Genomic DNA, 12,914 nt, shown 5'->3' on the forward strand with positions numbered 1-12,914 from the left:
GTGAAGACACTGTTGGGTGGTATCGAGGCGGGAGGCACCAAGTTCGTATGCGCCATGGGGACGGGCCCGGACGACATCCGGGCGCTCGTGCGCATCCCCACCACCACCCCCGAGGCCACCATCGGTCAGGCCCTGGCCTTCTTCCAGGAGCAGACGCGCCAGCACGGCCCCCTGGCCGCCCTGGGCATCGCGTCCTTCGGTCCGGTGGACCTGCATCCGGACTCACCGCGGTACGGCTTCATCACCTCCACGCCCAAGCCCGGCTGGAGGAACGCCGACCTGGCGGGTCCGTTCCGCCGCGCCCTGGACATCCCCGTCGGCTTCGACACCGACGTGAATGGCGCGGCCCTCGGAGAGAAACAGTGGGGCGCGGCCCAGGGGCTCGACACGTTCATCTACCTCACGGTGGGCACGGGCATCGGCGGAGGAGCGCTCATCAACGGCCGGTTGTTGCACGGCCTGCTCCATCCGGAGATGGGCCACTTCCGCCCGCCCCGCGACGCGAAGGCGGATCCCTTCCCCGGCTGCTGCCCCTTCCATGGCGACTGCTTCGAGGGGCTCGCGTCCGGTCCCGCCCTGGAGAAGCGCTGGGGCCAGCCCGCCGAGTCCCTGCCGCCGGAGCACCCGGCCTGGGCGCTCGAGGCGCACTACATCGCGCAGGCCCTCGCCAACTACATCTGCATCCTCTCCCCCCAGCGCCTCATCCTCGGCGGAGGGGTGATGGCCCAGGGGCACCTCTTCCCGCGGGTGCGCGCCGAGGTGCTCCGCCTGCTCAACGGCTACGTCCAGGCGCCCGCCCTGCTCGAGCACCTGGACTCGTACATCGTGCCCCCGGGGTTGGGAGACCGCGCCGGGGTGCTGGGCTCCCTCGCCCTCGCCCTGGACGCGGCGCGTCCGGGGCGGGACGGCTGAAAGCTCAGGGCTGGAGCTGCGCGGACGCGCAGGCGGCCGCGTAGGCGCCCTCGCAGATCTGCGCGGGCGTCCAGAAGCCGTCCGCGACGACGGTGCTCTTCACGTTGTCCTTGGTGACGACCTGGGCGGGCAGGAGGATGGACGGCACGTCCTTCATGCCGTTGTTCACCTTGCCATTGATCCGGCCCTCCGGGGGCTGACCCGTGCGCAGCAGCGCCACGGCGACCTCGGCCGCGATCTCTCCCTCCGTCTTGATGGCCTTGTAGACGGTCATGTACTGCTCGCCGGTGAGGATGCGCTGGACGGCGGCCAGCTCCGCGTCCTGGCCGGTGACGGGCGGCACCGGATTGAGACCCGCGGCCTTCATCGCCGCGATGGCGCCGCTGGCCGTTCCATCATTGGCCGCGTACACGCCCGCGATGTTCTCCTTGCCGAGCCGGGTGATGGCCTGCTCCATCTCCTGCTGCGCCTTGTCCGGGCTCCAGTCCGGGGTGTCGTACTCGGCGCCGACCTTCAGGCCGCTGCCGTCGATCACGCTGTGCGAGCCCTTCTTGTAGAGCGTCGCGTTGTTGTCCGTGGGCGAGCCGTGGATCATCACGATGGTGCCCGAGCCCTTGCCGTCCGCCTTCAGCTTGTCCGCCAGGGCCTGGCCCTGGAGCTTGCCCACCTGCTCGTTGTCGAAGGAGATGTAGTAGTCCACGTCCGCGTTGAGGATGAGGCGCTCGTAGCTGAGCACCGCCACCTTCGACTGACGGGCACGCGCGACGATGGCCGCCGCGGAGGCCGAGTCCACCGGATCCAACACGAGCACCTTGGCCCCGTTGGTCAGGGCCGCCTCGGCCTGGTTCTGCTGCTTGGCGGCGTCCTGGTCGGCGTTGCTGTAGAGGATCTCACAGTCCGGACACAGCTCGCGCACCTTGCGCTCGAAGTGCGGACGGTCATGGGTCTCATAGCGGGCCGTCTTCGACTCGGGCAGCAACAGGGCGATCTTTCCGCCCGAGGCCGCGGCAGGAGCTTCGCCCTCTTTCTGGGCCGTGGCCGGAGTGCCCTTGGCCTCGGGGTTGTCGCGCTTGCAGGCGGGGGCCAGGAGCAACAGCGCGGCGAGCATTCCGGCGGTGCGAATCGGAGACGTCGATGAATGCATGTCCATCCGTCCTTCTTCTTCAGAGGAGAAGATCTCCTCAGGGGGTAGGAGCGGCATCCTGGCGCCGTCCCGGAAGGAACGACAAGTTTTCGAGTGAGGCCCCCGCGCCGCCTCTTGGGGAGAGAAGACGGCCGGGAAAATTCTGACAAGGGTGTGCCCCGGACTGTCTACCTCCGGCCAGTCAGCGCCACGAGCAGCGGATTCTCCCGGTATTCCCGCCAGAACTCCGCGCCGAACTTCTCCACCGCCTCGGGGGGGATCTCGAAGTGCCGCCACTCGAGCTGCCGGAAGCCGGCCTGCGTCATGGCCCACTCATAGGTGGACGTGGACCATCGGAAGTATTCGATATCCGCTGGGGGGTCCGTGTGGAAGCGCGCCCGGGCCACATGGCGCTCGCCCTCGAGCCGCTCACCGAGCACCTCGAAGCCATACTTTCCCCAGTGGCCCTTCTCCAGCACGAAGTCCGGATCGATGGTGAAGGCGATGAAGCGCCCGCCCTCCACGAGGTTGGAACAGGCCCCGCGGCACATGCCCAGCAACTCGTCCCGGGTGCTCGCGTAGTTGAGCAGGTAGATGGCCGTCACCAGGTGGAAGTCTCCCAGGTGGGAGAGCTGGACGGCATTGGCGACGTGGTACTGGATGCCCTGCCGATGCTCCTGCTCCCGCTGCCGGGCGATCGCCACCATCTCCGGGGAGACGTCCACCCCGATGACGTTCTCGGCCCCCTGCTGTTTCAACAACCGCGTGTAGTAGCCAGCGCCACAGGCCAGATCCAAGGTACGCTGGCCGTGTAGGTCACCCACGAGCTTCAAGAACGTATGCCGCTCCGGGATGGGCAGGGGCGCCGTGTCCTTGAATTGCTCGTACTTGTTGCCCACGGTGTCGTATTGCTCCGCCATGTCGCATGCTCCCAGCGGACTCCCCTGGATGGGGCGGGTCCGCGCGAGGCATTCTGCCCTGGAAGCCACTCGAATGACCCTGGAAGAAGAAAGACAACACGCCCAGCTGTCCTTCCTCGCCAGCGGCCAGCCGCTCGAGGTGGGCGATCGCTCCACCCTGCCCTTGCCTCTGGAAATCCTGGCAGCCACCACGGCCCACGATGCGCACGTGGTGCAAGCCATCGAGTCCGGACTGACCGCCTCCGTCTACCGGATCCAGGCGGGCGGCCGGCATTGGACGCTCAAACGCAAGCGGCCCGAGAGCCGGGTGAAGAACGTGGATGGACAGACCTCGTTCCTCAACGAGGTCCAGCGCCGGAGGGACTTCACTGAACTCAAACGCGATGCGTCGAGCGCGCCACGCTTCACCCATCTCGTCGAGACGCACTACGCGTCCCTGCTCGATGGGGTGATCCTCTCGCCCTGGATCGAGGGGGAGCGGCTCCAGCGCTACGACGGCCGGGTCTACGAGCAGCTCTTCGGCACCATCGTGAACCTCGAGCTGCATGGCTTCTTCGAGTGGGACTTCTGCCCGGGCAACGTCCTGGATGACGGCGAGCGGGTGACGCTCTTCGACTTCGGCTACATGTACCGGTTCGAGCCGCGCCAGCACTACAACAACAACGGCCTCGCGACGCCCCTGTTCCATGGCATCGAGCGCTTCGAGACGCGCAACTTCTTCGACCACCTCCTGCGCAACCCCCAGGGTCTGGACGAGCGGCAACTCCTGTCCGCCTACCGGGAGGAGAAGACACACGCGCTCAGGCACTACGAGGACAAGCGGGCGCGGCTGGAGACCATGGGCGCCGGGGAACACGTGCTGTCCTGGCAGCGGAACATCAACGAGCGCTGGCATCGAGCCTTGAGGAGTGACGAGGACTTGCGGCGCCTGTACCTCGTCGAGGGCTTCCGCTCCCACGTGCTGGACCTGTTCGATGACCTGCACGGCCAATCCTGCACGCCGACCACCATCCAGCGGGCCGATTGGGCCCTGGGCGCCCTCCGGGAACACTTCACCCTGCTGCGTGAGGAACAGGGGTTCTTCTTCGGAGACGAGGCGCTGACCCAACCGGAGTTGCTGCGCAAGTACGAGCAACTCCGGACGAAGGCCCTGGAATACCAACTGCGACCCTGACCCGACGGACCAGACCGGGAGCGACTCGAGTTGTTCGTTCGTGCTCCTCACGCAGACCGGGGGGTGCTTCAGTTGCCACCCTGTCCGAGAAGTTGGCCCCGCGAGGGAGTCTCACCAGGTAGGTATCCGCCCCGTGGAGCTGCTAGCGTGCGGCGCCATGAACGAGCGGGACACACCGGACCTGCCGCCCGGCACGAACGTCAACGGGGCTATCATCGAGGAGCTGGTGGAGCGTGGGGGCTACGGCACCGTGTACCGGGCACGGGACAAACTGACCGGGCTGCTGTTCGCCCTCAAGTTCGTCCCGCTCTACCGGGCCAAGCAGTGGGCCGAGCGCGAGGGCATCCTCGCCATGCCCTTCCAGCACAAGAACCTCGTGCAGCAGGTGGGCTTCAGCTACTGGCCGCCCGTGCTGCCCGAGTTCTTCTGCTTGAAGATGATTTACGTCGAGGGCCGCCCGCTCGACGTGTGGGCCTGGGAAGAGAATCCCGATACGTGGGCCGTGGTGGGCAAGGTGATGGGGGTGTCACGGGGGCTGGCCGTGGTGCATGACAGGCAGGTCGTCCACCGGGACGTGAAGGAGGCCAACATCGTCGTGCGCGACGAGGATGGGGAGCCGGTGCTGTTGGACTTCGGGGCCGCCAGGCGTGAGGGGCAGACCACCCTCACCGAGGGCCTGTTCCCCCCGGGGACGCCCAACTACCGCAGCCCGGAGGCGTGGCGCTTCGGCCTGGAGCACTGGAACGACCGGCGAGTCACCTACCGGCCCGGGAAGGCGGACGACCAATACGCCCTGGGCGTGGTGCTCTACCGGCTGCTCACCCGTCGTTTTCCCTTCGAGGTGGCGTGGGATGACGAGGCCTCGGTGCAGGCCGTCATCCACCAGGAGCCCCTGCCGCCGCACATCGTCAACCCCAACGTGCCGCTGGTGGTGAGTGACGTGTGCATGAAGCTGCTGGAGAAGACGCCGGAGAAGCGCTACCCGAGCGTCCTGGAGTTGGTGAAGGAGCTGACGCTCTTGCAGGCCCGTGCGGATGCGACCTGGCAGGTGCCCCTGCATGACGGCCCCCGTGGACCGAGGCGAGGCCGCCGGGCAGCCGCGGCGCGCAAGACGCCCGAGGCCGCCGTGCCCCCCGTGGAGCCCACCCCGGCGACACCGACTCCGGCCTCGGTGGCGCACGTGCCCGTGCAGGCCCTGGCGCTCCAGGCGCTTCGGCGTGCGGCGGTGTGGATGGCCGTGCTGGTGGGCGTGGCCCTTGCCGGGGGGTGGCTCGCGCGGCGGTGGCAGCCCGAGTCCCCACCCATGGAGTCCTCCGCCCCCTCCCCAACGTGGAAAGCACTTCTCGGTCAGGAAGTGGCGCCCCCGTGGCCGCCGCCGGAAATTGAGCGGGCCGCAGCTCCGCCCCCGGCGAAGGCAACCCCTGCGGTCGTCGCCTCGCTGGTGACGCGACCCAAGGACGACGCCTTGAAGAAGCAGCAGGCCCCCAGCCCCCCGGGGGACAAGAAGAAGAAGAAGAAGAAGGGGCCCCTCTCAACCGTGGCCACGTGGTGTGTCGGTGCCGCCGCTGCCGCCAACACGGCGTGCCCCGGTGCACAGGTGCGTCCCTCCCCCGAAGCCGAGGCGTGCCCGGAGGGTGCCGTCGAGACCATGAAAACGCTCGGCATCGGCATTGGGGAAAAGGTTGACGTTGACGTTCTCCCCCACGTCGGTCTCCAGCCCAAGTTCGTCTCCGTGCGCGAGGGACTCACTTCGGTGAAGACCGCCCAAACGCGGGGAAAATTGCCGGTGGAGACCATCCTCCACGGACGCTTCTACTTTGGGGAAGGTCGCGTCTATGGCCGGTTCACCGAGGCCCGAACTCCCATGGGGGACACCTACAAGGTCTGCATGCAAATCATCACCGGGGAGCATACGGTCAAGCGAGGCGGTGGGTACGAAAAGCCCGGTCCCGGTACCGAGATGGATTCAGAGAGTACGCCGGACAATGTCCTGATTTTCTCCATCCAAGACCTGAAGGCGGTGGATCGCTTCGAGTGAACCGGCCCAGCGATTGGCGGGCCGCGAGCCCGATACGGCCCCCACACTACCAGGGGGGGAGGTGTGGTAGAGGCCACGTCTCCGGTCTCGTCCCGCCTCGTGAGGTTCCCGTTCGTGTTCGCCTCGTCCCCCGCCGCCCTCCTGGCGCTGGTGCTCCTCGCGGGGGCCAGCGCCACCGCCCAACCGCTTCTCCCGGACTGTGAGGCATCCCCGTCTCGCGTGGAGCTACCAGCGGAGCCCACCGGGAAGGTGGAGGAGGTGTGCATCAGCCCGGAGCTGCCCATCACCTTCCGCTTCGATTCGCCGCTGGTGCCGGGCTCGCTGGAGTTGCAAGAGCGCGAGCGTTTCGAGGACGTGGCCCCAGGGACGCGGAGCTTCACCCTCCATCCTCCGGCGGCTCTCCAGGCCGGGGAGCGGTTCAAGGTGGTGGTGCGCTTCGCGGACGGGGCGGCTCCAACGAGCGCCACCTTCATTCTGGTAGGACACCCCGCACTCGGGACACGGCAGGTGAACGTGTTCCGCCACAAGCGCACCGTGGAGGACTACCAGAAGGAAATCCAGGGGGAGCGCAAGAAGTCCCAGCAACTCGGCCAGGAGCTTGAACGCCTGCGGATGGAGAAGGGACCGGGTGGTCTCGCGGGGCTGATCGCCAGCGGGTTGATGACGGTGGACGACACGGGCGTGAAGGCCAAGCACATAACGAAAGATGTCACCCAGCCCGCGAGCAACGCTCTCGGTATTCGCCATGTCTACACCTATCGCGTCACCACTCGTCAGGCGGGCGTGGTGCGGGTGGCCGTGGCCATGTATCTGGTGAACCTGGGCACGCAGCCCTGGGCGCTCCAGGGGGCGGCGCTGGTGGGCAAGGGCCAGGAGCCCAAGTCGATGAAGGTGAGTTGGCAGCCCTCGCCCATCCTGCCGGGCGCAGAGGAGGCGGAGGTCGTGATGGAGTGGGAGCTGACGGCCCGGGAAGCCCAAGGCCCTTTCACCTTGAAGCTGTGGGACCAGAGTGGGAAGCGTCTCATCACCCTCGGCAACGTGACCTTCCCGTGATTCCTGGCGCTCCTGAGTATGTCAGACTCACTGGGTGTTTCTCGGATTGGCAACCCACCCAGGGGGTGGCCATCCCCACGGGGAATTTCCATGAAGCTGGCCGAAGCGGTGGTGTTTCTCACCGGATGCGCGACAACCCAGGGAACGGGAGGTTCTGGCCCTTCGCCCTCACCGGGGGCCAGGCCCGCCGTGAAGAAGGAACTGCCCTGGTTGAACGTGCCCGGCGGACGGATGAAGACGACCCTCTTCTATGGCCCCTGGCAGTGTCGTCGGGAGTTCATGAACGGATGCCAGAGGGAGTGCGCTAGCGAGGGCCACACGCTCAAGGGGTGCATGTGGCTGGCCGATTTCAAGTTCGACTGGGAGGGACGCCTGGTTGTCTTGCCTGTTCCCGTGAGGGCCGGGAGCCGCTACGGCATCTATCACTGCTGCTGCAACTACCCCACACTGCCGAAGGCGGCGAAGGAGGTTGAGCGCAAGAAGTGGGACAATATTCGAGAAACCTTCCGAGAGAAGTGGGGCAAGAAGTTCGGAGAGTGGCCTGCCGAGGGCAACACCTCCTGGCCGGGCCATCACATCCGGGATCTATGGCACGGTGGTGATCCGACCGACCCCAATAACATCATTCCCGCCGAGCCAGACACTCACAAGGTATTCAATGACGAGTACCCCGCCTGTTACGACGGGAATACGCCTTGGAATACAGCAGGTCCCGCTCTACCCTACACGGACAACTGACGATGGTCACGCCCATGAGCCGGTTGCTTGAAGAAGTCTCCCGCGAGCACTTCCCAAATCCTCCCGCCACGCCCGAGGAGCTCGAGGCGTTCGAGCGTCGGGTGGGCTGGAAGCTGGACCCAGACCTGCGAGCCTTCTACCTGCACTGCAATGGAGCCTCTCTGATTCGGAGGCCGGACTCGCCCTATGAACTCTTTCCCCTGTCGAAGATCGTCCGGGCGCGAGTGGCCATCCGTGGAAAGGATGATGATTCGCGTGGCCCAGCCTCGATGTATGCGCTCTGCTACGTGCGCGACAGCAACTATGTCGTCGTGGACGTGAGCCGACAGGTAGACGGGCGGTATCCGCTCATTGATGGAGACCGTGAAACGTGGCCCAACCTGGAATACTGCACGCAGATCGCCAGCTCGTTCTCGGAGTTCCTGGAGCAGGTGCTACGCACCCGGCGTAGCCTCTACTGGCTGGGGGAATGAGGCCGTGGCCACGCTCATGAGCCGCTTGCTGGAAGAAGTCTCCCGCGAGCACTTCCCGCATGCCCCCGCCACACCCGAGGAGATCGAAGAGTTCGAGCGTCGGGTGGGCTGGAAGCTGGACCCCGACCTACGGGCCTTCTACCTGCACTGCAACGGCGCCGAACTGTTCAAGCGGCTACCGAACACCCCGTATCGTCTCCTTTCCCTGGCCGAGATCATCCGGGCACGGGTAGCCATCTACGGGGAAGATGATGACAAGTGGGGCCCGGCCTCGATGTACACCCTCTGTGATGTACAGGACGGGGATTACGTATTGGTGGACGTAGCTCGCCAGGAGAACGACTGCTACCCCCTGACGGATGGCTACCACGAGGCGTGGCCGAACCCGGAGTACTGCGAGCCAGTCGCCAGTTCCTTCTCGGAATTCTTGGAGAAGGCGCTGCGCAGCAAGGGACGCCTGTTCTACTTGCAGTCGACCAGCCAGGAAGAGCCGCCCGGCTGATGCGCCGCGCGTCTCCGAAATGTCTCCAGGGCTGGAGGGGACTCCAGGAGACAGGTGGAATTGGCGGGGACTGCCCCTTGGATCGGGATGTGCGGCCCCCCCCGCGCAGCCCCCCAGCTGGTGCGAGCGCACTGGCAGGCCCGGGGATTGTCTGCGCCTGCTGACGGAAAGCCCCCTCCTCAACGGGGATGGCCGTTTCGCCTTGGCTTTGGCGCTCGCCAAGGGTGCGGTGCTGGACGAGATGCTGGAGGCGTTCAAGGACATGGCTGACCCCCACGCCATGGTGGCGGCCGTGCTCTGGACCTGGACCACGTACATGGTTCTCGTCTCCCTTCCCGACGTGACAGTCTCCAAGGGTCTCGCGGCGGTGATGACCGCCACCCTGATTTCCTACGTGGGTGTCGAGACCTTCTGGGGCCTCGTCGTGGGCTTCAAACGGCTGATGGACGAGGCGGAGCGGGCCACGACGTTCAGCCAACTGCGCGCGGCGGGCGAGCGGTACGGCAAGCTCATGGGCCGGAACGCGGCGCGAGCATTCGCCATGCTGGCCATGGCGGCCATCGGCAACATGGCGCCAGGGCTGGCCGCGAAGGTGCCGAAGCTGCCCGGCTCGATGCAGGCGGCCGTACAAGCCGAGACGCAGGTGGGCATCCGTCTCGCGGCGGTGGGGGAAGTAGAGACGGTCGCCGTGAGTGCCGAGACCGTCACCATCGCCCTGGCGCCGGGCGCGGTGGCGATGACCTCAAGCGGCACGAGCGGTGGCGGCACTCCGACTGGGGATGACCTCGAGGAGGTCAATACGCGGTGGCATGAAGGGAGTTACGACTCTCCATCAAAGTCACTCCAGGCCCATTTCAACAAGCATGGAGCAGAGGTTGATGCCAAGGACGCCGCATAGTATCTACGGAAGGCCCTTGAATTCACACAGAAACTCAAGGGCGCACAAAAATTCCCAGTTGAAGGCGCCACCGACGGTGTGATTCGCTATGTCAAGAACGGCCGGCATGTTGATCTCGCTCCAGATGGGCGAATCTTATCTTTCGGGTCTCGGTAGGACAAACCAGAAGGGAGAAATCAGATGGATTGGAGGGCAATCGACCTGCATGGTGCCGCGAGCATTTCGCGGGTAGTCAACGTCTTCGAGATTCGCGACATGCGCGGTATTCCATGGACCAAATACAAGATCAAGGTTCTCGAAGAAGGCTCCGGGGGCTTCCTCGCGGTTGCCAATGTGTGTGTAAAAAAAATGCCAATGGCACTCCCGATGGAGAGGCAGGGCTCGGACGGACAGAAGTAGAGGCCCTCCAGGATCTCATCACGAGACTGGGTGAAAGATTGAACTCTCGCAAGGACTGGCGAGATGAAGACTTTGAATGGACCGACCCACAGGACTTCTGAGGGACGAGCTTGGGGACGCAGTCGCCCGAAGGCAGTCGCTTCGTGGAGCGAATCCTGACGGCCGTGACGACACTCGACCTGCAACAACGCAACGTGCTGGAGTTCCTGACCGACCTCCTCTACGCACATCGACGTGGGCTGCCATTGCCTTCCCTCCTCCCATTCTCGACTACCGCTCAGACTTTACCTCCGGCCTGAGCCGGTGAACGCGTACGGCGGGTTTGTTTCTCGTTGCCTCGCTTTCACCCGGTAAATGAGTGCGACAAATGCGGGCGGCTCACTGGCAGCGGTGTGCGGCTGTCGCTCGCCTGACCGTAGCTCATGGGGCCTGGCTGTCTGCGGCTCATGCTCGCCACGCCGTGCCCTGGGAGGGTCCCCCTGGTTCCCGTTTCCGATGCGCTGTCACTCGGAACCTTGCTCGGCGGTCGTACACGCTGGGAAAATTTCCAAAAAAACTCGCGGCGCATGGCGATGTGTTCACGCCGAAGGCCGAATCCTGAACGCATCCAGCATGCGTCCCGTTTTGTGTGGGGCGAAGCTGAAGTAGTAGTCGAAACCGACTCGCCGAAACCCTCACCGTGACTGACTGGACGTTGCCGGGGCGCTGTGACGAGGCTGCCTGGGGCGCCCACCTGAAGCGCTCCACGGGCCTACCTGTGCCGTTGCGCCCCTCCAGTGTCCGTCAGCCCCAGGGGGGGCCTTCTGCGTTCCTGGAGCCCTCCAGCCCTTGCCGTGCCCTTGTTGGCGTCGCGTTGGCCGCCAGCTTCCGAACGCTGGGAGCCGCTCCCCTTGAATCCTCCACGTCCAGGGCACGCCGCGCCGCTTCTGCCGTTCCTCGTGCCCTCCTCCTGGCATCCGGGACGGTGGAGGCTCTCCATGACTCGTACGCGCAGGGGCTGCGGCGCCCTGGCGTCTGCCACGAACCCGCCGAGTGGGTGCTCCTGTCGCGCTTCTCGGCGCCTGGAACTGCGGCAGCCGCTGATGAAGTGCCAAGGCCCCGCTGCGCGGTTGCCCGGTCCGGCGACCCATCCCCCGACGCCATCCGTTGCGGCGTCTCTGGAGCCCGTCACCGGCCCGCTGCGCAGTTCCCCGGCTTCCCCCCGAGTATCGGTTGCGGCGTTCCTGGAGCCAGCGCCCCTTGCGCGTACCGTTACAGCCGATGCGCTGGCGCCGCTCCCGGCCCAAGTTGCTGGGGCATGCGGCTCGTCCCTCGCCCCGACAGGTGAGAACCTGGGGAGCTGCGCCCCGGCTCACATGGCCGTCCTCACGTTTGCGCCCTTCTCCACGTCACGGGTGCGCGCTCTCCGCACGAAACTTCGGCACTCCTCTGGCCCCGGGATTGGATCTTCACGACGCTCGCTCCGCGAAGTGCCGCTGCGGCGCAACCTTCTCCGGCCCGTGCTGGGAAGTCCATGCGTGCCCCAAGCCCGTCACGACAGGTCCCGGCCCACGCCATGCTTCGCACTCGGGCCCCTGGAACTGTCGCTGACAGAGCGCGCCTGCATACTCCGTACAGTTCTACCAGGACCCCCCAGGTCCCAAATGGGTTGGAGGACGTATCCATGCACTTTCGAGTGTGCTTCGCACTTCTCTTCTGGGTGTCCGCCTGCGCGAGCGCGCCCCCCTCGCCCTCGCTGTCACGGTCCTCCACCTTCGCCCCGGCTCCTCCCTCGCACCCGCGCATCCAGTTCGTCTCCGCGCGGACGGACGTCGAGCAGCCGCCCATAGGAAAGGCGGACCTGGAACAAGCCAGGGCGCTACTCTTTCAGGCGCGCAATGACCTGGAGCCGCGTCAATGGGAAGCGTTGGCGGGCAAACTCACCGCTGCGGAACGAGCCTTCGAGCGCTTCTCCCAGGCCACGAAAGCCAGCGGGCAAGCCGCCGAGGTGGTCAGGGGGGCGGAGGGACTCGCACAGGCGAGCCGTGCCAGGACGTGGGTTGAAGTTTCTCCCCGAGTGGGCCCGTTGCTCGTGTTCCTCGTGCTGCTCTACCCCTCCAGCACCGCCGGGCCGGAGATCGACCGTCGCCCGGAATGGGTGGACGCTCAAGGGGAGTACGAGGCCCGTCTGCGGGAGGTGGCGGAGGAGTCGCGACGACTCATGGAGGAACGTGCACTACAGGATGCCGAGCCTGACTTTGATTCGGCCCCGCTGATGGCCGTCAGGGAACCCAAGACTTGGCGGAACACGGAAAATCCAGCGACGGGTAGGTTCTACACCAGCGTCGAGGAGTATGACCGTATTGCGCGTTACCCTGATCAAACATGTAAGAACAGCGACCTCGACAAACATCGTGAGCAGAAGTTCGCACTCTACAAGGCAATCCCCCCTCTAGATCCAAGACGGCCCAATTCGTCGAACAAAAGATGGTACCCGATGACACCGTGCTCCAGGAGCCGGCTGCGTCTTGCAGCCATGCAGAAAGTTCTTGATAAACGGGAGGAGATCCGGAGAGACTGCTTTGGGGGAAAATCTGATCCTGGCCATGATCGAGCAATGGACGATGTTGAACAGGGCATTAAAAACCTGAAGCCACTCGAAGCAACAAATTGCGCCCTGGGTCATCCAATGGCGGATAAGTGAG

The 12,914-nt window shown here is 65.6% G+C and carries 12 protein-coding genes and 1 pseudogene; 11 read left to right on the forward strand and 2 right to left on the reverse strand.

Annotated features, from left to right (window positions below; genetic code table 11):
- Nucleotides 1-912, forward strand: coding sequence for an ROK family protein (locus CYFUS_RS43245; RefSeq protein WP_095990540.1), 912 nt, complete (start codon nt 1-3; stop codon nt 910-912).
- Nucleotides 913-916: 4 nt separating this feature from the next.
- Here the strand turns inward: CYFUS_RS43245 and CYFUS_RS43250 are convergent, their stop codons facing one another.
- Together CYFUS_RS43250 and CYFUS_RS43255 are read right to left on the reverse strand one after the other, a co-directional pair.
- A complete protein-coding gene (locus CYFUS_RS43250; protein ID WP_095992570.1) occupies nt 917-2,056 on the reverse strand; it encodes a sugar ABC transporter substrate-binding protein in 1,140 nt (379 codons plus the stop codon).
- Between the two features lie 167 nt (nt 2,057-2,223).
- Entirely contained in the window at nt 2,224-2,955 is a 732-nt protein-coding gene (locus CYFUS_RS43255; protein WP_095990541.1) for a class I SAM-dependent methyltransferase, read from the reverse strand.
- Nucleotides 2,956-3,028: 73 nt separating this feature from the next.
- Here CYFUS_RS43255 and CYFUS_RS43260 point away from each other — a divergent pair, with 73 nt between their 5' ends.
- The 10 genes and pseudogenes from CYFUS_RS43260 to CYFUS_RS43300 all read left to right on the forward strand — a co-directional run bounded on the left by CYFUS_RS43260 (nt 3,029) and on the right by CYFUS_RS43300 (nt 12,913).
- Entirely contained in the window at nt 3,029-4,129 is a 1,101-nt protein-coding gene (locus CYFUS_RS43260; RefSeq protein ID WP_095990542.1) for a hypothetical protein, read from the forward strand.
- 133 nt (nt 4,130-4,262) lie between these two features.
- Nucleotides 4,263-6,167 (forward strand): serine/threonine protein kinase, encoded by a 1,905-nt coding sequence (locus tag CYFUS_RS43265; protein WP_232537135.1) that lies wholly within the window; start codon nt 4,263-4,265, stop codon nt 6,165-6,167.
- 114 nt (nt 6,168-6,281) lie between these two features.
- A complete protein-coding gene (locus CYFUS_RS43270) occupies nt 6,282-7,220 on the forward strand; it encodes a DUF2381 family protein (RefSeq protein WP_095992571.1) in 939 nt (312 codons plus the stop codon).
- 90 nt (nt 7,221-7,310) lie between these two features.
- Entirely contained in the window at nt 7,311-7,958 is a 648-nt protein-coding gene (locus CYFUS_RS43275; protein ID WP_095990544.1) for a hypothetical protein, read from the forward strand.
- Nucleotides 7,959-7,960: 2 nt separating this feature from the next.
- Nucleotides 7,961-8,431, forward strand: a complete 471-nt coding sequence (locus CYFUS_RS43280) for an SMI1/KNR4 family protein (protein WP_095990545.1) — start codon at nt 7,961-7,963, stop codon at nt 8,429-8,431.
- Nucleotides 8,432-8,447: 16 nt separating this feature from the next.
- Nucleotides 8,448-8,933 (forward strand): SMI1/KNR4 family protein, encoded by a 486-nt coding sequence (locus CYFUS_RS43285; protein ID WP_095992572.1) that lies wholly within the window; start codon nt 8,448-8,450, stop codon nt 8,931-8,933.
- Nucleotides 8,934-9,135: 202 nt separating this feature from the next.
- Nucleotides 9,136-9,831 carry a hypothetical protein gene (locus CYFUS_RS43290; protein ID WP_232537136.1) on the forward strand — a complete coding sequence of 232 codons (696 nt, stop codon included), beginning with the start codon at nt 9,136-9,138 and terminating at the stop codon, nt 9,829-9,831.
- Nucleotides 9,832-10,011: 180 nt separating this feature from the next.
- Entirely contained in the window at nt 10,012-10,230 is a 219-nt protein-coding gene (locus CYFUS_RS43295) for a hypothetical protein (RefSeq protein WP_095990546.1), read from the forward strand.
- A 104-nt stretch (nt 10,231-10,334) separates the two neighbouring features.
- Nucleotides 10,335-10,529: pseudogene (locus CYFUS_RS51365) on the forward strand (IS66 family transposase); the annotation flags it as partial.
- A gap of 1,364 nt (nt 10,530-11,893) precedes the next feature.
- Nucleotides 11,894-12,913: a hypothetical protein gene (locus tag CYFUS_RS43300; RefSeq protein ID WP_095990547.1), complete on the forward strand. Its 1,020-nt coding sequence runs from the start codon at nt 11,894-11,896 to the stop codon at nt 12,911-12,913.
- Nucleotide 12,914 lies beyond the last annotated feature (1 nt).

Origin of the sequence: Cystobacter fuscus, from assembly GCF_002305875.1 — a bacterium.
In the GTDB taxonomy this organism is placed as follows: Bacteria; Myxococcota; Myxococcia; order Myxococcales; family Myxococcaceae; genus Cystobacter; species Cystobacter fuscus_A.